17 protein-coding genes are annotated in these 19,265 nt (G+C 55.4%); 10 read left to right on the forward strand and 7 right to left on the reverse strand.

Annotation, left to right across the window (positions count from 1 at the left end; genetic code table 11):
- Positions 1-28: 28 nt before the first annotated feature.
- Positions 29-1,162 carry an EpsG family protein gene (locus tag ABU178_RS05075; protein WP_397212620.1) on the reverse strand — a complete coding sequence of 378 codons (1,134 nt, stop codon included), beginning with the start codon at positions 1,160-1,162 and terminating at the stop codon, positions 29-31.
- Positions 1,163-1,391: 229 nt separating this feature from the next.
- On the opposite strand from ABU178_RS05075, the gene ABU178_RS05080 reads away from it, so the two are divergent.
- From ABU178_RS05080 to ABU178_RS05090, 3 genes are all read left to right on the forward strand, one after another.
- Complete coding sequence (locus ABU178_RS05080; RefSeq protein ID WP_397212622.1) at positions 1,392-2,381, forward strand: alpha/beta hydrolase; 990 nt, start codon at positions 1,392-1,394, stop codon at positions 2,379-2,381.
- A 206-nt stretch (positions 2,382-2,587) separates the two neighbouring features.
- Positions 2,588-3,166, forward strand: coding sequence for a D-sedoheptulose 7-phosphate isomerase (gene lpcA / locus ABU178_RS05085; protein WP_397212624.1), 579 nt, complete (start codon positions 2,588-2,590; stop codon positions 3,164-3,166).
- 52 nt (positions 3,167-3,218) lie between these two features.
- Positions 3,219-3,986: a class II glutamine amidotransferase gene (locus tag ABU178_RS05090; protein ID WP_397212626.1), complete on the forward strand. Its 768-nt coding sequence runs from the start codon at positions 3,219-3,221 to the stop codon at positions 3,984-3,986.
- On the opposite strand, the gene dpaA is transcribed toward ABU178_RS05090, so the two are convergent.
- A complete protein-coding gene (gene dpaA / locus ABU178_RS05095; RefSeq protein WP_397212628.1) occupies positions 3,957-4,697 on the reverse strand; it encodes a peptidoglycan meso-diaminopimelic acid protein amidase in 741 nt (246 codons plus the stop codon). The genes ABU178_RS05090 and dpaA overlap by 30 nt on opposite strands.
- 247 nt (positions 4,698-4,944) lie before the next feature.
- Between dpaA and dinB the strand changes: the two genes are divergently transcribed.
- On the forward strand, positions 4,945-6,000 hold the full coding sequence (gene dinB / locus ABU178_RS05100; RefSeq protein ID WP_397212630.1) for a DNA polymerase IV: 1,056 nt from the start codon (positions 4,945-4,947) through the stop codon (positions 5,998-6,000).
- 34 nt (positions 6,001-6,034) lie between these two features.
- Here dinB and ABU178_RS05105 read toward each other — a convergent pair whose 3' ends face one another.
- The 3 genes from ABU178_RS05105 to ABU178_RS05115 are packed head-to-tail and all read right to left on the reverse strand — an operon-like array spanning position 6,035 to position 9,637.
- The gene (locus ABU178_RS05105; RefSeq protein ID WP_397212632.1) at positions 6,035-7,105 is read right to left on the reverse strand and encodes a sugar ABC transporter substrate-binding protein; all 1,071 of its coding nucleotides are present in this window, start codon (positions 7,103-7,105) and stop codon (positions 6,035-6,037) included.
- Between the two features lie 31 nt (positions 7,106-7,136).
- Positions 7,137-8,135 carry an ABC transporter permease gene (locus ABU178_RS05110; protein ID WP_397212634.1) on the reverse strand — a complete coding sequence of 333 codons (999 nt, stop codon included), beginning with the start codon at positions 8,133-8,135 and terminating at the stop codon, positions 7,137-7,139.
- Positions 8,132-9,637 (reverse strand): sugar ABC transporter ATP-binding protein, encoded by a 1,506-nt coding sequence (locus tag ABU178_RS05115; protein ID WP_397212636.1) that lies wholly within the window; start codon positions 9,635-9,637, stop codon positions 8,132-8,134. Before ABU178_RS05115 ends, ABU178_RS05110 begins: the two co-directional genes overlap by 4 nt.
- A 352-nt stretch (positions 9,638-9,989) precedes the next feature.
- Here ABU178_RS05115 and ABU178_RS05120 point away from each other — a divergent pair, with 352 nt between their 5' ends.
- Positions 9,990-10,916: an Rpn family recombination-promoting nuclease/putative transposase gene (locus tag ABU178_RS05120; RefSeq protein WP_397212638.1), complete on the forward strand. Its 927-nt coding sequence runs from the start codon at positions 9,990-9,992 to the stop codon at positions 10,914-10,916.
- Between the two features lie 154 nt (positions 10,917-11,070).
- Here the strand turns inward: ABU178_RS05120 and pepD are convergent, their stop codons facing one another.
- Positions 11,071-12,528, reverse strand: a complete 1,458-nt coding sequence (gene pepD / locus ABU178_RS05125) for a beta-Ala-His dipeptidase (protein ID WP_397212640.1) — start codon at positions 12,526-12,528, stop codon at positions 11,071-11,073.
- Positions 12,529-12,781: 253 nt separating this feature from the next.
- Here pepD and gpt point away from each other — a divergent pair, with 253 nt between their 5' ends.
- The 3 genes from gpt (at position 12,782) to crl (ending at position 15,064) form a co-directional block, all read left to right on the forward strand.
- Positions 12,782-13,240 carry a xanthine phosphoribosyltransferase gene (gene gpt, locus ABU178_RS05130; RefSeq protein ID WP_397212642.1) on the forward strand — a complete coding sequence of 153 codons (459 nt, stop codon included), beginning with the start codon at positions 12,782-12,784 and terminating at the stop codon, positions 13,238-13,240.
- Positions 13,241-13,357: 117 nt separating this feature from the next.
- Positions 13,358-14,605 carry an esterase FrsA gene (frsA, locus tag ABU178_RS05135; protein WP_397212644.1) on the forward strand — a complete coding sequence of 416 codons (1,248 nt, stop codon included), beginning with the start codon at positions 13,358-13,360 and terminating at the stop codon, positions 14,603-14,605.
- A 57-nt stretch (positions 14,606-14,662) separates the two neighbouring features.
- On the forward strand, positions 14,663-15,064 hold the full coding sequence (crl, locus tag ABU178_RS05140) for a sigma factor-binding protein Crl (RefSeq protein ID WP_397212646.1): 402 nt from the start codon (positions 14,663-14,665) through the stop codon (positions 15,062-15,064).
- A gap of 145 nt (positions 15,065-15,209) precedes the next feature.
- Here the strand turns inward: crl and ompC are convergent, their stop codons facing one another.
- Complete coding sequence (gene ompC, locus ABU178_RS05145; RefSeq protein ID WP_397212648.1) at positions 15,210-16,322, reverse strand: porin OmpC; 1,113 nt, start codon at positions 16,320-16,322, stop codon at positions 15,210-15,212.
- Between the two features lie 243 nt (positions 16,323-16,565).
- On the opposite strand from ompC, the gene proB reads away from it, so the two are divergent.
- Together proB and proA are read left to right on the forward strand one after the other, a co-directional pair.
- Complete coding sequence (gene proB / locus ABU178_RS05150) at positions 16,566-17,669, forward strand: glutamate 5-kinase (protein WP_397212650.1); 1,104 nt, start codon at positions 16,566-16,568, stop codon at positions 17,667-17,669.
- Between the two features lie 10 nt (positions 17,670-17,679).
- Positions 17,680-18,933 carry a glutamate-5-semialdehyde dehydrogenase gene (gene proA / locus ABU178_RS05155; RefSeq protein WP_397212652.1) on the forward strand — a complete coding sequence of 418 codons (1,254 nt, stop codon included), beginning with the start codon at positions 17,680-17,682 and terminating at the stop codon, positions 18,931-18,933.
- Positions 18,934-19,265 lie beyond the last annotated feature (332 nt).

Consider the following 19,265-nt stretch of genomic DNA (forward strand, 5'->3'; position numbering starts at 1 on the left):
GGGCCGCCTGATATGCGGCCCTGTTTGTTTATTTGAAAAGCTGGAAAGATTGCGAAACGGTATAACCGGTAATCGACTGTTTGCTGGATATGGTGTTGTAATACAAATAGTAAACAACCATTAGCATAGTGACTCCGACGGCAGCTAACTTCAGTACTTTTCTTGTCTGATATATGCAGGCCGCGATAAGCACAGGTTCGATCTGCAACAAATAATTGGCAAGTCGTCCGCCGGAAGCATAATCCTGCAGGGCTAAACGCAAGCCGCTGCCAATAGCAAAGGCCAGGACCATAATATAGAAGAAATTAAACTTCTCGGGAGAGATGTTCCTGATTTTGTCATTTAATAACAGGGCGCTGAATATAAATACAAACATGATATTTTTCAGGTTAGAAAGCGTAAAAATACCCTGTTCCTGCGTTGAATCCTGGTTGGCATAGCCCATCGCCCTTTCGCCCAGCGCGCCAATGTGGCTGGAAAGCAGCGCGATGAGAGCGTGACTGCCGATAAACGCCATGGGGATACTCGCCAAAACGATGATGGCGGGAATATATTTGTTCTTCTTAACAATCAATGCCAGCGGTATCAGTATGGCGACAATTGCTGTAGCGTGGCTGATAAATGAGAGTATGAACAACCTGATCATACCCGCTCTGTTCTTGTGCGTTAAGTGATAAAGAAAACCCAGGAAAAAGGCGGAGCTTAACCCGAACCTGATCTGGTTCATATCTTTGTTGATAAACAGGTGGGCGGAATAAAGAGCAAGAGAAACTAATGGTAATGGCGAAAGTTTTTTGAAATACCAGGCGTTCACGCTGACGGCAATCATGCAAAAAACATACATGAAGATATCGGCGTTTTTGGTAAAAATCCTTACGGCACCAGCGATGATATAAATCATCGGTTCATAACGGAAATCTTCCAGGGTTTTTACGAAACCTTCGATGGGAATTTTCGCCATAAAGAGATTATAAAAATCCCGGTACTGAGAATCATCTAATCCTGTGCCTAACCCGCGAATGCCGCCAAAGGTAAAGAGGATAACGACCGCTACCCAGAACAGGTATAGTCTAATCTCTTTGGTTCTCTCCTGGTCTGAGATAATGATCTCAACAAGCGCCAGAGCAGATATAAAAATGCTGATATACCAGTATATTGCCATTTTTTATTCGTTGTTGGATTCGAAAGGGATACTTATACCATGATGTTTCGGTCCGGTAAATATGAGAAAAATCTAGTTTTTCATGGGTTGTCTGAATCCCGACTATGATTATCATACGGGGTTTTGTCTCTGTGGTTTATATTGTTTTTTCAGGCTGAGGTTGTTACTGTTCTTTTCTCCTGAAAATGGATTTTTAAACATTATTCTCAATTGCGATGTCAGGTGGGATATGTATTTTTTTAATGTGCGACGTGAGCGATTATTAACTGGAAAAACAATTAAGCGTTCCTTGCTGAATAGCCCTGTATTTGTTTTTCTTATCGGTTTTTTCTTATTTTTTCCGGCATTTTTCGTATCGGCTACGCCGTATCAGGAAATACCATTAAGAGCGGATTCAGACGGGAAGCGCTATGACTATATGAATTTCAGCAAGCAGCCCGGCGTGCTGAACAGAGCGGTTAATAAGGTTTATTCACCGGCAATGGTTTATGTGCCGCCAACAGGAAAAAGCAATCATACCGCAGTTTTAATTATTCCGGGCGGCGGATTCAGTTATATTATGCTGGATTACGAAGGCATTAATGTGGCGCAGGCGCTGAGTAAAAAAGGTTATTCTTCTTTTATCCTGGCCTACAGAATGCCGCGCAAAGGCGATGCGACGCTCAGAGATGAAAGCTTTTCCGACGTGCAAAGAGCGTTGAGGCTCATCCGGTCACGCGCGAAAGAGTTTTCACTGAACAGTAACAGTATCGGCGTAATGGGCTTCTCCGCTGGCGGCTATTTAGCGGCAAACCTGAGCAACAGATTTGCCGACAGCTACGGCGAGGCATCTGATGCGGTGGATAAAATCAGCGCAAGGCCAGATTTCTCCGCCTTGATTTATCCGGTTGTTTCTCTTGAGAAAAATTATACCCATTCCGGTACCAAAACAGCTCTGTTAGGAAGTTCAAACGATCAGGCGCTTATCCAGCGTTATTCTCAGGAATATTTAATCACACAAGAGACGCCTCCGACTTTTATCGTGCATGCGCTGGACGATCGCGTCGCCTCGCCACAAAATTCAATACGCTATTTTGAATCTCTTAATAAAAATAAAGTGAAAGCTGAGCTGCATCTGTTTCAGGCGGGCGGGCACGGTTTTTCAGTAAATAAAAAAGATAACATTCCCTCCGACAGCTGGGTTAATCTTTTTACGCTCTGGCAGCACGCGTTGAAATAACGCCTTTTCATGGTGCCGGCGCAGTTTTTGGTGTCCGGCTTCTTTATTAAGTGGGATCAACCGCCGTTTATCTCTTCATACCTTCTGGCCGTCGCGCCGTATCCCTTTTGCTCAACTCACTCCGGGATATCCTGCAGGACGCTTTTCGCTGAACGGGCATTCCGTTAAACTTGGCAAGGTCAATCTTTCCTCTAAAGGACACCCCTATGTACCAGGATATTATTCGTTCAGAACTCAACGAAGCAGCGGATACGCTTAATAAATTCCTGAGCGATGAGGCGAACATCCACGCCATCCAGCGTGCCGCCGTGCTGCTGGCAGATAGCTTCAAGGCGGGCGGCAAGGTGCTCTCCTGCGGCAACGGCGGCTCGCATTGCGACGCGATGCATTTTGCCGAGGAGCTGACCGGTCGCTACCGCGAAAACCGTCCCGGCTATCCGGCGATAGCCATCTCAGACGTCAGCCATCTCTCCTGCGTAAGTAACGATTTCGGCTACGACTATGTGTTTTCACGCTATGTCGAAGCGGTTGGCCGTCCGGGCGATGTGCTGCTGGGCCTTTCCACTTCCGGCAACTCCGCCAATATCATCAAAGCAATCGAGGCGGCGCGCGCGCAGGGCATGAAAGTGATCGCCCTGACCGGCAAAGATGGCGGCAAAATGGCGGGCACGGCAGACATTGAAATCCGTGTGCCGCATTTCGGCTACGCAGACCGCATTCAGGAAGTGCATATCAAAGTGATCCACATTCTGATGCTGCTGATTGAGAAAGAGATGGTTAAGTAACGGGCTGTTTCTCCCGCAGCGCGCGGGAGATATCTCAACTAAGGCGGTAGCTATGTGCGAATTGCTCGGGATGAGCGCCAATGTCCCTACAGATATCTGTTTCAGCTTTACCGGTCTGGTGCAGCGCGGCGGGGGAACCGGGCCGCACAAAGATGGCTGGGGCATTACCTTTTACGAAGATAAGGGGTGCCGCACTTTTAAAGATCCGCTGCCGAGCTATAGCTCGCCCATTGCCCGCCTGGTTCAGGAGTATCCCATCAAATCTCATTCGGTGGTGGCGCATATTCGTCAGGCGAATCGCGGTAAGGTATCGCTGGAAAATACCCACCCCTTTACCCGTGAGCTTTGGGGCCGCAACTGGACCTACGCGCATAACGGGCAGCTTAGCGGTTATCAAAGGCTGGAGACAGGCCATTTCCGACCGGTAGGGGAAACCGACAGTGAAAAAGCGTTCTGCTGGATCCTGCATCAGCTCGCCACGCGCTATCCCCGTACGCCGGGCAACTGGCCTGCGGTGTTTCGCTATATCGCCGAGCTGGCGACGGCGCTGCGGCAGAAGGGTGTATTTAACATGCTGCTGTCGGACGGGCGCTATCTGATGGCGTTCTGCTCCACCAATCTGTTCTGGATCACGCGCCGCGCGCCTTTTGGCAAAGCCACGCTGCTGGATCAGGATGTGGAGATCGATTTTCAGCAGCAGACCACGCCGCAGGATGTGGTGACGGTGATTGCGACGCAGCCGCTGACGGGCAATGAAACCTGGCACAAGATTGCGCCAGGCGAGTGGGCGTTATTCTGCCTTGGTGAGCGCCAGGAATGATTTTGAGGCGGCTTCGGGGTTGGTCACCACCGGGCTGCTGTTCATGACATACTTCCCGGCGTTGACGCTGACGCCAGGCGGCTGATGATACTTAAGGAAATAAGCATAGCCGGGCTGCAGCTCGCGCCAGAAGCTGGCGTAGGCAGAGTAACGGTGACGCTGCAAATTGCTGTCGGTCATGCGGAACGGATAGATAGCGATATCCACCTGCGGCTGGCCGTTGCGCAGCGCGGCGTTCACATAGCTGAAGATCTCATCCATATAGGCGTTGGTCATGGCGTAGCAGCCAATAGAGACACAGTTGCCGTGGATCATCAGATAATTGCCGCTGTAGCCCTGTTCGCGATCGTACTGGTTAGGAAAACCAATATTGATGGCGCGATAAAAGCGGCTGTCGGGCTTCAGCTGGTTTAGCCTGACGCTGTAAAATCCTTCCGGGCTTTTGAAATCGCCTTCACGGCGTTTCGGGCCAAGACCACCGGAAAAATTACAGATGCGATAGCTGTCCAGTAAACGATATTCATTACCGATTTTGCCGTAAAGCTCCAGGGTGCGCTCTTCTTTGAAGATCTGGAGAAACACGGGGGTGCCCAGGAGTTGTTTCTTTAACTCTTTACTGACCGGCGCCAGGGGTTCGACTGGCTCAGGGGTAATAGCCATGCTGATGGCTGGCATAAGAATCATCGCAAACAAAAGTGCGATTCTGCCCATTCTGTGTGTACCTTGGATTGAGAGAGAACAATGACGCGCTGACGGCGTCTCTGCTTGCATTATCGGAAATATCCGCTACCGCTGCGCAACAGTAACATTGTCTGTTTTTTTATCAAGACGCCGCCGGATAAAATGGCGCTTTCCTGAAGAGAATACGACCGGAATTTTGTAAACTTTCCTCCCCTGTGCCGCAACGATTGCAGTTCGTCGACCGGACTGTATACTTGTCCAGTGCCGGAGGAAGGGTATGCGCAAAATCATTCACGTCGATATGGACTGCTTCTACGCCGCGGTGGAGATGCGCGACGATCCCTCATTACGCGATATTCCCATTGCTATTGGCGGCAGCCGCGAACGGCGCGGCGTTATCAGTACCGCCAACTATCCGGCGCGTGAATTTGGCGTGCGCAGCGCTATGCCGACCGCCATGGCGTTAAAGCTCTGCCCGCATCTGCGGCTGCTGCCGGGCCGCTTCGACGCCTATAAAGACGCCTCGCGGCAGATTCGTGAGATTTTTACCCGCTACACCCCGTTAATCGAACCGCTTTCCCTTGATGAAGCCTATCTGGACGTGACCGACAGCGAGCACTGTCAGGGTTCGGCAACGCTGATGGCGCAGGCGATCCGCGCGGATATCCTGCGGGAAACCGGGCTGACCGCGTCGGCGGGCATTGCGCCGATCAAGTTCGTCGCCAAAATCGCCTCCGATATGAACAAGCCCAACGGGCAATATGTGATCACGCCGCAGGCGTTGCCCGACTTTATCGTGTCGCTGCCGCTGGCGAAAATTCCGGGGGTGGGCAAGGTATCGGCAAAGAAGCTGGAGGAAATGGGCCTTTACACCTGCGGCGACGTGCAGAAAACCGATCTGGCAAAGCTGCTTAAACGCTTCGGAAAATTTGGCCGCGTGCTGTGGGAGCGCAGCAACGGCATTGACGAGCGCGGCGTGATAGTGGAGCGCGAACGCAAGTCGCTCGGCGTGGAGCGCACGCTGGCGGAAGATATTCACAGCTGGGAGCAGTGCCTGGAGATTATCGACTTTCTCTACGCTGAGCTGGAGCGGCGGCTAAGTCAGATTCGTCCGGACAAACAGATCGCCCGCCAGGGAGTAAAGCTGAAGTTCAACGATTTCCAGCTCACCACTCAGGAGCATCTCTGGCCGGTGCTGAATAAACAGGACATGATCGCGGTCGCGAAGAAAACCTGGGATGAGCGGCGCGCTGGCCGTGGCGTAAGGCTGGTGGGTCTGCATGTGACGATGGTGGATCCCCAGCTGGAGCGACAGCTGCTGCTGGGGTTGTGATGCTCCTCTCCCGTGGGCGGAAGAGGAGAGGCGCTTACTTCTTGCCGTACTTCGCTTCCAGGGTCGCAAACCAGGGCGCGACAAAATCTTTGTTCTCGCCCCAGCCGGGCACGATTTTGTTCAGCGAGGCGACGTTGATCGCGCCCTGCTGACTGTTCAACTGCTGCTGAGAGATAGCGGCAGCGGCGAACTGATAAGTGGCCGGCGTCGCTTCGCCCGCGATTTTGTTGGCTACCAGGCGCATATTCACCGCGCCGATGGTTTTGGGATCCACCGCAACCGTCTGTACCCACGGGCTGCCGTTCTCGCGCATCAACTGCAAATCCTGGTTAGAGACGTCGATGCTGTAGAGTTTGATCTCGGTACGACCGTTCTCCTGCAACGCTTTATACGCGCCCTGGCTGAAGGCGTCCCAGGCGCCCCAGATCGCATCGATTTTTCCTTTCGGATATTTCGCCAGAATCGCGCCGATCTTGTTCGCCGTGTCGCCCTGCACATCAGATGAAACTGCACCAATCGACTCCAGCTGATGAATGCCCGGATTCGCTTTCAGCACGCTTTCATAGACCACCTGACGACGCTCCATCGGCGGGAATCCGGCCACCCACAGCTTCACGATGTTCGCTTTGCCGTTGAAATCTTTCAGCAGCTGATTCAGCGAGAGCTGCGCCAGCGAGGCGTCATCCTGGGCAGTTACGGTCACGCCGCTCACCGGCGTGTCGACCGGCGTATCAAACACCGACAGCTTGATACCGGCATCGGCAATGCGTTTCACCAGCGCGGTAGCGTAGGGCGCTTTGCCGTGCGAAAGAATGATGCCGTCATATTTCTGGCTGATCGCCTGGTTAACGAAATCCTGGAAGCGCGCGTCGTCGCCATTGCTGAGAAAGGTGCTGACCTTAAAGCCGAGCTGACGGCCCTGTTGAATGGCCCCGGCGACAAACTGCGTGGTGTTGTCATCCGATCCCAGATTGCGGATCACCGCAATGCGCACCGGCCCGCTGTGGTTGGCGATGGCGGCAGGCACCGGCGTCACCGTGTCGGCGAAGGCGACGCTGGCGTTCAGCAGGCTGAGGGCCAGCAGAGAAAGCGTAATTTTTTTCATTATTTATCTCATCCCGAAAAGTGTCAGCGCCTCAGCGGCGCTGGATGTAGGTCATTGCCAGTGCTAATGCCAGCACCAGGCCTTTAATAATGTCCATGGCGTAGTAAGGCACCGAGAGCATCACCAGCCCGTTTTGCAGCACGCCGAGGATCACCGCGCCCACCAGCGTGCCGAGGGCGTTGGGCTTGCCGGAACCGGCCAGCGAGAAACCGATCCAGGCGGCCGCCACCGCATCCATCAGGTAGCCGCTGCCGGCATTCACCTGTGAGGAGCCGATGCGCGACGCAAGCAGAATCCCGCCCAACCCGGCCAGCAGTGAGGCGATCACATAGGCCAGCACACGATAGCGCGTGGTGCGAATGCCGGAAAGACGCGCCGCCTCCGGGTTGCCGCCCAGCGCATACATGCGACGACCCTGTTTGGTCAGCGAGAGACCGAGCTGCGCCAGTACCGTCACCACCAGCATGATAATCACGATGGTCGGCACCTGGCCGAGCAGGGCAAAGCCAGCCGGAATGGCACCTTCCGCCATATCACCGCTCGGCATCACCATATTTTCAGTAATCGATCCGCCGAAGCTGTACGTCATCGCCACGCCCTGAATCACAAACAGCGTGGCGAGGGTCGCCAGCATGTCCGGGATGCGCAGGATCACAATCAGAAAGGCGTTGAACAGACCCACCAGCGTACAGAGCAGCAGGGTAATCACAATCGCCTCGGTAGTGCCGAAGCCGTACCAGACGAACAGCGAAATCACCAGCGCGTTCGCCAGCGAGGCGGTGGAGCCGACCGAAAGATCGAAGCCGCCCACGGTAAGCGAAATTGAGACGCCGATGGCAATCACCGTGACGATGGCGATAGAACGCAGAATATTGATGATGTTGTTGGGATCGAGAAAGCTGTCCGACGCCAGGCCAAACGCGGCGATCAGGATCACCACCGTCAGCAGCATGCCCCATTTATAGAGGAAATCGAACAGCTGGTGGCGCAGCGCAGGCTGCGGATTCAGGGGTAATTCTTTGCTGCTCACGCAGGGGTTCCTCCGGTGGAATAAAGCAGAAGCGTCTCTTCTGTGGCTTCTTTCGCCTCCATTTCTGCTACGATGCGCCCGTCCCAGAGCACACAGATGCGATCGCACAGGCCTACCAGCTCGGAGAATTCCCCCGAGGCATAGATGATGCCTTTGCCGTCGCGCGCCAGGCTGTCGATCAGGCTGAACAGGTCAGTTTTCGCCTTGATATCGACTCCTTTGGTCGGTTCGTCAAAAATCAGCACGTCGGCGTTGTTGCGCAGCCACTTACCGATCGCCACTTTCTGCTGGTTGCCGCCCGAAAGGCGACGCAGCATTTGTGCCGGGCCGGTGGTGCGCACGTTCAGCTTTTGAATCACCTGTTCGGCCCAGCGCCACGCCTGACGATGACCAAACAGGCTCCAGCGCGAAAAGCTGTCATCGGCGCTGACGCTCAGGTTCATCGCCACCGACTCATCGATAAAAATACCTTCCTTGCGCCGCTCTTCCGGCACCAGCGCCATGCGCTGACTCACAGAGTCATGCGGCGAACGGGGACGCCAGGCTTTCCCGTGCAGCTCGCCGCGCGTGACGCGACTACGGCTTGCGCCAAACAGCGCCTTGCACAGCTCGGTTTTACCGGCTCCGGCCAGCCCGGCGATGCCGAGAATCTCCCCTTTATGCAGGCGCAGCGAGATATCCTGCAGCAGCCGATCGTCATGTAATCCTTCCACCGCCAGCAGCAGCGGCTGCGGCTGGCGTTCGCGGCGCGGCGGATAGATGTCGGTGAGTACATGGCCCAGCATCTTCTCCACGATCTGCTCGCCGCTCAGCGCCGCCATCGGTCCGCTCTCAATCAGACGACCATCGCGCAGCACCGTGAGCCGATCGCAGATCGCTTTCAGCTCATGAATGCGGTGCGAGATAAACACCACGCCGATGCCGCTCGCCTGCAGGCGACGCACTACCTTAAACAGACGTTCGCTCTCGTGCCGATCGAGCGGCGCGGTGGGCTCATCAAGAATCAAAAAGCGGCAGTGGTGGGAAAGCGCGCGTGCCAGCAGGATTTGCTGCTTTTCCGCCAGTGTGCAGCGCTCTGCCAGTTGGTTAACGTCGATCTGCACATCCAGCTGCGCCAGCAGTTCCCGCGCCTGGCGACGAATTTCACCCCAGCGGTAGCCACAGCCCGGCTCCGCCAGCCGATCCAACAGAATGTTTTCCGCCACGCTCAGCTGCGGCACCAGCGCCACATCCACCTCCTGCTGCACCAGATGAATGCCGAGGCGTTTGGCGTCGCGCGGCGTACGGATAACCACCGGCTCGCCATCCAGCAGGATGTCGCCGCTGTAATCGCTGTGCGCGCCCGACAGCACCGCCATCAGCGTCGATTTCCCGGCGCCGTTGGCGCCGGTCAGGGCGTGTACCGAGTGGCCTTCAGCCGTGAAATCCACCTGAGTTAATGCGGCAAACCCGCCAAAGGCGATAGAGATGTTGCGCATGTCGAGGCGATTTAACGCGCTCATAGGGCGAGGTCTCCGCGATATAAAATAAGTTGTGGCCGCATTTTTTCCTGAACCCTCAGGGCGGGCAACGAACGAAAGCGCATAAGCTAGCACAGAATCTTATTAGCCATCCAGACATCCAGACATAACGGTGTCTAAAGCTGGCGGCGGCAAAGAAGGCAGTGAAATACATTGAACGGGAAAGGAAAGGCAGTGGGTTATGCTGGAGGGGCGGGCAGAAAAAAAACGGGCGTAGCCAGAGATCGTCAGGTGAAATTGCGCCGTTTTAGCGCAACAGGTAATGGGATTGACTAATTTTTTTGCGATTTTAATGTGTTAAGGTGTGCCGAAATCATATTCATCAGGGAAGACGATGACCATGCATACCACATCCGTTCCCCACGACGGGCTGTTTAAAACGTTTCTTGCCCATCCGGAAACCGCACGGGATTTCCTGACTTTTCATCTTCCGCCAGCGCTGCTGAAAATCTGCAACCTTGATACGCTGACGCTGGAGTCAGGCTCTTTTCTGGAAGAAGATTTGCGTCCTTATTTTGCCGACGTGCTTTATTCCCTGAAAACTGCGCGGGGAGACGGCTATGTCTATACGCTGATTGAGCACCAAAGCAGCCCGGACAAGCATATGGCCTTCCGGCTGATGCGTTACGCTATCGCCGCGATGCAGCGACATCTCGATGCCGGTCATTCGCATCTGCCGTTGGTGATCCCGCTGTTGTTTTGCCATGGACGCGCCTCGCCCTGGTCCTCGCCGATGAACTGGCTGGACCTTTTCAGCGAACCTGAGGTAGCGCGGCAGCTCTACGGTAATGCTTTTCCGCTGATCGACGTTAGTGCGATGGCGGACGATGAAATCATGCAGCATCGGGCAATGGCGGTGCTGGAACTGCTGCTCAAACATATCCGCCGACGTGATCTGACCGAATTGCTGGACCAACTGGTCACATTGATTCAGGCCGGATACACTACTGAACAGCAGTTAACGGTACTGATGTACTGGATGGTGCAGAACGGCGATAGCGCTCAGCCGAAAGCGTTGCTGAAGACGCTGGCGCAGCGTTTGCCGCATGAGGAGGAGAAGTTGATGACTATCGCGCAGAAATTGTTTCAGGAAGGGAAACTAGAAGGAAAACTGGAAGGGAAACTGGAAGGCATCAAAGAAGGTGAAAAGATTGCTTGTCTGAGGATTGTACAGACGATGCTCAGAGAAGGCGCCGATCCGCTTTCCGTTATGAAAACCACCGGGCTGACAGAAAAAGAGCTGGCGATGATTAAGCACTGATGCGGTTTGCTCAGGCCGACGTAGTTGATCATCGTGTCAGTAGAGTAGAGATGCAACGCCTGCATCAGTAAAAAAGGGTTCATGTTAAACATGAACCCTTTTCGCATTCGCCTTTTACCTCAGCCGAGGCTGAAACGCCCGGCATCGGCTGAGCTTACTTCTCCGGCACCACGTTCAGCAGCGCGGTAAGCAGCTTCCAGTAAAGACCCACGCTTTCGATATGCACCTGCTCATCCGGCGAGTGAGGGCCGGTGATAGTGGGTCCGATAGAGACCATATCCATGTTCGGATAGGGCTTCTTGAACAGACCGCACTCCAGGCCCGCATGGATAATCTGAATGTTCGGCGTTTTATCAAACAGCGCGATATAGGTTTTACGCGTCAGCGCCATGATCGGCGAGTCCGCGTCCGGCTGCCAGCCCGGATAGCCGCCTTTCGGCTCGGTCTTCGCGCCAGCCAGCTGTCCCAGCGAGGTCAGCATCTCCACCACGTAATCTTTACCGGTATCGATCAGCGAACGGATCAGACAAATGATCTCCGCCTGCTGCTCATCCATTGTCACTACGCCGACGTTCAGGGAGGTTTCCACCACGCCTTTCGCCACGTCAGAGTTGCGGATCACGCCGTTAGGGGTGCTGTTCAGCAGATTAAGAAAGCGGTCGCGGCTGTCAACGGTCAGCGCCTGGCCCTGATGCGCCAGCGGCTCGGTAACCAGCGCGATGTGCTTCTCTCGCAGGCCCAGCTCGTTTTGCAGCGTGGCAAGGAAATGGGCTGCGGCAGATTTCAGCGCATCTTCTTTATTACGCGCCACGGCGAGGGTAGCGAACGCTTCACGCGGAATGGCGTTACGCAGCGTGCCGCCGTTGAATTCGATCAGACGCAGATCGAGATCCTGCGCATGGGCGGCGAGAAAACGCGCCAGCAGCTTATTGGCGTTGCCGAGGCCGAGGTGAATTTCCGCCCCCGAGTGGCCGCCTTTCAAACCCTTCAGCGTCAGACGCAGGGTTTCATATTCAGCCGGCACCGCTTCGCGCGTCAGCGGCAGCGTGGTGATAAAGTCGATACCGCCCGCGCAGCCCATGTAGATCTCACCTTCCTCTTCGGAATCGGTGTTGATCAGGATTTCAGCCTGCAGCCAGTTGGGTTGCAGACCAAAAGCGCCGTCCATGCCCGACTCTTCAGTCATGGTCAGCAGCACTTCCAGCGGACCGTGCGTCAGGCTGCTGTCGGCCAGCACCGCCAGCGCGGAGGCCATGCCGATGCCATTGTCCGCGCCCAGCGTGGTGCCGCGCGCCTTAACCCATTCGCCGTCGATATAAGGCTGAATCGGATCTTTGGTGAAGTCGTGTACGGTGTCGTTGTTTTTCTGCGGCACCATATCGAGGTGCGCCTGCAGCGCTACCGGCGTACGGTTTTCCATGCCCGGCGTCGCCGGTTTGCGGATCAGAATGTTGCCTGCCTGGTCGCGCTCGCACCAGAAGCCTTTTTCTTTGGCCCAGCCGACAATATGTTCCGCCAGCGCTTCTTCATGATAAGAAGGATGCGGAATGGCGCAGATGTTGGCAAAGATATCCCACAGCGGTTGGGGAGAGAGTTGAGACAATTCAGACACGACAAGTCTCCTGTGTCAGTGAACCGGACCGGCCGGCCGCACGCTAGTTTCCAGTGTAAGATCGCCGTCAGGAAATCTGACGTGATGGGCCTGAGAATATCACTGTTTATCGCCGGGTGCGTACCCGGACGCGCTAAAAACCTGCAACCGGTGCGACTGATGCTGGTTTTTAACGCGACAGATCCTTATAATCTCGCGCAACCTTTTCCCATTGCACATTTTTAAGCCAATTCAGTTGGCCGGGATTCCTTTTATGAGCGAAAAATACGTCGTAACCTGGGACATGCTGCAGATTCATGCCCGTAAACTGGCCCAGCGCCTGCTTCCTGTGGAACAGTGGAAAGGTATCATCGCGGTGAGTCGCGGTGGTCTGGTTCCGGCATCGCTGCTGGCGCGTGAACTGGGTATCCGCTATGTCGATACCGTCTGCATCTCCAGCTACGATCACGATCATCAGCGCGAAATGAAAGTGCTCAAGCGCGCCGAAGGCGATGGCGAAGGTTTTGTGGTGATTGACGATCTGGTGGATACCGGCGGCACCGCGCAGGCGATCCGCGACATGTACCCGAAAGCGCGTTTCGTTACCATTTTTGCCAAACCGGCTGGCCGTTCGCTGGTGGACGACTATGTGGTCGACATTCCGCAAAACACCTGGATTGAACAGCCGTGGGATATGGGCGTGGTTTATATTCCGCCTATTGTGAAAAGCTGATTGATGTATCGCAAACAACGCCCGGTTATCCGGGCGTTGTGCTTTCTGCGTCTCGCGCACTCTTCTGCTGTAGAGTAAACTTAGCCATCGCCAGGTCTGCCGCAGGAGAACCCAAATATGCCGAGCAAAAACCTCAGCGAAGAGTTGTTTAAACCGCGCTTCAAGCATCCTGAAACCTCCACCCTGGTTCGACGTCGCCACTATGCCACGCCGCCGGTACACTCGGCGCTTGACGGCGAAAGCCAGCGCGGCTGGTATCGGATGATCAATAAACTGATGTGGAGCTGGCGCGGCCTGTCGCCGCAGGAGATTAGCGAAGTGCTGGCGCGAATCGCCATCAGTCGTGAAACCCATACCAATGACGCGCTGCTTGATACGGTGGTTGGCTATCGCGGTGGCAACTGGATCTTCGAATGGTCGAAGCAGGCGGCGCACTGGCAGCAGCAGGCCATGGAGGCGGAGGCGGATCAGCAAGCGGGCGAGTACTGGCTGCACGCGGCAAACCTCTTCAGCCTGGCGGCGTATCCGCATATCAAAGGCGACGAGCTGGCTGAGCAGGCGCAAACCCTGGCGAATCGCGCTTATGAAGAGGCGACGCAGCGACTATCAGGCGAGCTGAAAGCATTAACATTCCCCATCCCCGACGGCAGCCCGGTGACAGGATTTCTGCATATGCCGGCGGGCGTCGAAGCGCCTTATCCCACCGTGTTGCTTTGCGGCGGTCTCGACGGCTTGCAAACCGACCATTATCGCCTGTTCCACGACTTTCTTGCGCCGCGCGGCATCGCCATGCTGACGCTGGATATGCCGTCGGTGGGTTTTAGTAGTAAATGGAAGCTGACCCAGGATTCCAGTTTTCTGCATCAGCAGGTGCTGCGCGGCCTGGAAAATGTGCCCTGGATCGATCATCGCCGGGTCGCGGCGCTGGGTTACCGTTTCGGCGCTAACGTGGCGGTGCGACTCGCTTACCTTGAAGTGTCGCGCCTGCGTGCGGTGGCTTGTCTGGGGCCGATTGTGCATGGCCTGCTGATCGATGAACAGTTGCAGCGCAGCGTGCCGGATATGTATATGGATGTGCTGGCCAGCCGCCTCGGCATGGCCACCGCCAGCGACAGCGCCCTGCGCATCGAGCTGAACCGCTATTCGCTGAAGGTGCAGGGGTTGCTCGGTCGCCGCACCCCCACGCCGATGCTTTCCGGTTACTGGCCGAACGATCTTTTCAGCCCGGAAGAGGAGTCCCGTCTGATCGCCAGCTCCTCCTCTGACGGCAAGGCGCTGGCGATACCCGCCTCGCCGGTGATGAAAAGTTTAGACAACGCGTTAAATGAAATTTGCGACTGGTTACTGAAGCGGTTAAAAAGATAGGTTGCGAACTTTCCCCTGTTTGCTACAACTTAACGGTCAAACTTATGGAGATTTAGCATGACGTTACCAAGTGGTCATCCTCGTAGCCGCCTGATCAAGCGCTTCACTGAGCTGGGGCCTTACATCCGTGAAGGAAAATGTGAGGAAACGCGTTTCTTTTTTGACTGTCTGGCCGTCTGCGTCAACGTAAAACCAGCGCCGGAAAGTCGTGAATTTTGGGGCTGGTGGATGGAGCTGGAAGCGCAAAGCGACCACTTCACCTACGAATACTATTTCGGTCTGTTCGATAAAGAGGGCAACTGGAAGCCGTCCGCCATCAAGGGCAAAGAGAATCATGACAAAGTGGAAGATACGCTGCGTAACTTTCATGAGCGCCTGAAAGCGAAGCTGGCGGAGCTGAATCTGGATCTGAAACCGGCGCAGGATTTTATTGAGGAGCCGGTAAAGCTCACCGTCTGATAAACAGATAAAGAAAAAAGGGCGGATGAGGAGTCCGCCCTTGCGTTGTTAGACACATTGTTGAGGGTGCTGCGTCAGACCCGGCAGCAACCGTTGCGCAGCAATCAGGGGGTTGCAGCGGTTGTCGCGGGTGACGCAGCGAGTATCAGAACTGGTAGGTCATACCTACCGCGACAACGTCATCGTTGTTAAGCGACAGCTTGTTGTCGTCATCCAGCTGATTGATTTTGTAATCTACGAAGGCGGACATGTTTTTGTTGAAGTAGTAAGTCGCGCCCACATCGATATATTTCACCAGATCTTCATCGCCGATACCGTTTTCAATATCTTTGCCTTTGGTCTGGACGTAGCCCAGAGACGGACGCAGGCCGAAATCAAACTGATATTGCGCTACCAGTTCAATATTCTGCGCTTTGTTCGCTGCACCGCTCACGGATGTGCCGGTAATGCGGTTGGTGCCGCTAACCGGCGTCATGTTGCGTGTTTCGGTGTAGATCGCCGCCAGGTAGACGCTGTTCGCATCATATTTAACGCCTGCGCCCCAGGAGCTGGCTTTGTCGCCGTTGCCGTAGGCGGCAGCTTGCTGGTTATTGGTACGGTCTGAGGAGGTAATGGCGCTCATTACGCTGATACCGGTGTCGCCCAGCGTGTAGCCCAGCGATGCGCCGTAACCATCGCCGTTCTGTTTGGTGATATCGGTACGGGAGTTGCCGTTGTCGGAGCTGTTTTTACCCTGATACTGCAGGGCGAAACGCAGGCCATCTACCAGACCAAAGAAATTGTTGTTGCGGTAAGTCGCTACGCCGGTGGTGCGCTGCGTCATGAAGTTATCTGAACGCGCGGTGCCGTCGCCGCCGAATTCCGGGAATACGTCGGTCCAGGCTTCCACGTCATACAGCACGCCATAGTTACGGCCATAGTCGATAGAGCCGTAATCGCCGAATTTCAGGCCAGCAAAGCCGAGACGGGTTTTGTTGCCGTTGTTGGCATCGCTGCCTTCAGAGTTTTTCAGGTTGTACTGATATTCCCATTGACCGTAGCCGGTCATCAGATCGTTGATCTGCGTCTGACCTTTGAAGCCGATACGAACATAAGACTGGTCGCCATCAACCCCGTCATTGTCGCTGAGATAGTGCATGGCTTTCAGTTTGCCGTAGAAGTCCAGTTTATTGCCATTCTTGTTATAAACTTCTGCCGCATGTGCTGTGGTAGTCAGTGCCAATGCCGATACCAACAGTGCCAGTGTGTTCTTCTTCATTTGCAATCATTCCCAATGAGTAAAATTTTGTTCGCTTGTGAAAGCTGTTGTAAAAACACGGACTTTTTACCTGTTGGCGATGACAGTTTTATGACATTTTTTCCGGTTTCTTGTTAATCCTGAACTTTTAGTCTACCCGCTTGTCGGCCCATTTTTGCGCTTTTCCCCTGCTGGCAGTTGGCTTCCGCCCTGACTCCTGATAAAACGTCCGTTCGCAGAAATTTTTTAATACGGCAGGAAAGCATGAGTGGCAGTCAGACCCTTGTGGTCAAATTGGGAACCAGCGTCCTCACCGGTGGATCGCGTCGGCTGAACCGCGCGCATATGGTGGAACTGGTGCGCCAGTGTGCTCAGCAGCACGCGGCGGGCCATCGTATCGTTATCGTCACATCGGGGGCGATGGCCGCCGGACGCGAACATCTCGGTTATCCTGAACTGCCGCCTACCATCGCCTCAAAGCAGCTGCTAGCTGCGGTGGGGCAAAGCCGTCTGATTCAACTCTGGGAACAGCTGTTCTCGATCTACGGTATCCATATTGGTCAGATGCTGCTGACCCGCGCCGACATGGAAGATCGCGAGCGCTTTTTAAACGCGCGCGACACGCTGCGCGCGCTGCTGGACAACCATATCGTGCCGGTGATCAATGAGAACGACGCCGTGGCGACCGCTGAAATCAAAGTAGGCGATAACGACAACCTGTCGGCGCTGGCTGCGATGCTGGCGGGGGCCGACAAGCTGCTGCTGCTGACCGATCAGCAGGGGCTGTTTACCGCCGATCCGCGCACAAATCCGCAGGCCTCGCTTATCAGCGACGTGCATGAGATTGACGACGCGCTGCGCACCCTGGCGGGCGACAGCGTTTCCGGCCTGGGCACCGGCGGCATGGCGACCAAACTGCAGGCGGCTGACGTGGCCTGCCGCGCCGGCATTGACGTGATCATCGCGGCGGGCAGCCGCAGCGGCGTGATTGACGATGTGATTAGCGGCAAACCGGTCGGCACGCGCTTTCACGCGCTGCAAACGCCGCTGGAGAATCGCAAGCGCTGGATCTTCGGCGCGCCGCCAGCGGGCGAGCTTACCGTGGATGACGGGGCGCTGGCCGCCATTCTGGAGCGCGGCAGCTCGCTACTGCCAAAAGGCATTCGAGATATCCAGGGCAACTTCTCCCGCGGCGAGGTGATCCGCATTCGCAGCCTGAGCGGGCGCGATATTGCCCACGGCGTTTCACGTTACAACAGCGACGCGATGCGCATGATCGCCGGTCATCATAGCCAGCAGATCAGCGACATTCTCGGTTATGAGTATGGTCCGGTGGCGGTTCACCGCGACGATATGATCGTCAGTTAAGGAGCGAGCAATGCTTGAGCAAATGGGAAAAGCGGCACGCGCCGCGTCATATCAACTGGCTGAACTGACCAGCGCCGAAAAAAATCAGGTGCTGCTGACGATTGCCGATCGGCTGGAGGCGGAGAGCGCTGACATCCTCGCGGCAAACGAACAGGATCTGGCGGATGCCCGGCAGAACGGTTTAAGCGCCGCGCTGCTGGATCGCCTGATGCTTGATGCGCCGCGCCTGAAGGCGATCGCCGACGATGTGCGCCAGGTCTGCCGTCTGGCCGATCCGGTGGGGCAGCTGATCGATGGCGGCCAGCTCGACAGCGGACTACGCATCGAACGTCGTCGTGTGCCGCTGGGCGTGGTGGGAGTGATTTACGAAGCGCGCCCTAACGTGACGGTGGATGTGGCGTCGCTCTGCCTGAAAACCGGCAATGCGGCGATCCTGCGCGGCGGCAAAGAGACCTGGCGCACCAACGGCGCCACGGTGCGGGTGATCCAGAATGCCCTGCAGCAGCATGGCCTGCCGACGGCGGCGGTGCAGGCGATCGAAAATCCCGATCGCGAGCTGGTGAATCAGCTGCTGAAGCTGGATCGCTATGTCGATATGCTGATCCCGCGCGGCGGCGCCGGGCTGCATAAGCTGTGTCGGGAAAATTCCACCATTCCGGTGATCACCGGCGGCATTGGCGTCTGCCATATTTTTGTTGATGAGACGATGGAAACCGACGCGGCGCTGGAGGTGATCGTCAACGCCAAGAAGCAGCGGCCCAGCGCCTGTAATTCTCTGGAAACGCTGCTGGTGCATCAGGCGATCGCCGAACGCTTTCTGCCCGCCTTCAGCGCCCGCATGGCGCAGGAAAATATTCCGCTGCATGCGGCAGAAAGTGCGCTGCCGCTGCTGCAACAGGGACCGGCCAGCGTGGTGGCACTGGAACAGGGCGACTACGACGATGAGTGGCTGTCGCTCGATCTCAACGTGCGACTGGTGGCGGATATGGATGAGGCGATCGCCCATATTCGTCAGCACGGCACGCAGCACTCGGATGCCATTCTGACACGCAGCATTCAGCATGCTAACCGCTTTGTTAATCAGGTGGACTCGGCGGCGGTTTACGTCAATGCCAGCACTCGCTTCACCGACGGCGGCCAGTTTGGCCTTGGCGCCGAAGTGGCGGTCAGCACCCAGAAGCTGCATGCGCGCGGTCCGATGGGGCTGGAAGCGCTGACGACCTATAAATGGATTGCCTGGGGCGACGATACGCTGAGGGCATAATTTCCCTTCTGCTTAATAAACGGGTGTCCAGACGGACGCCCGTTTTTTTATATGCCTGTTTTTCAGATCCAGTTATTTTTAGAATTTTTTACCCCGAGTTTATTTTTTCTTCTTTTGCGGCTGCAGAGTACGAACGCATTGATCATTTTTTGTACGCTGGCTGACAGAACAATCCTGGAAAGCGTTATCTGTTCTCCGTTTCTGACGATCTTGTCTGGTCTGTCCACCTCTGGCGCGGATAATTAACAGCAGTAATGCTTTACTAAAGCTGTTGGGTGGTAAACAGACGGTAATATAAAATGAACTGGTAGCAAAAATGAAAATAACATTCA

This window comes from Pantoea osteomyelitidis (genome assembly GCF_044342975.1).
Lineage (GTDB): Bacteria > Pseudomonadota > Gammaproteobacteria > Enterobacterales > Enterobacteriaceae > Pantoea > Pantoea osteomyelitidis.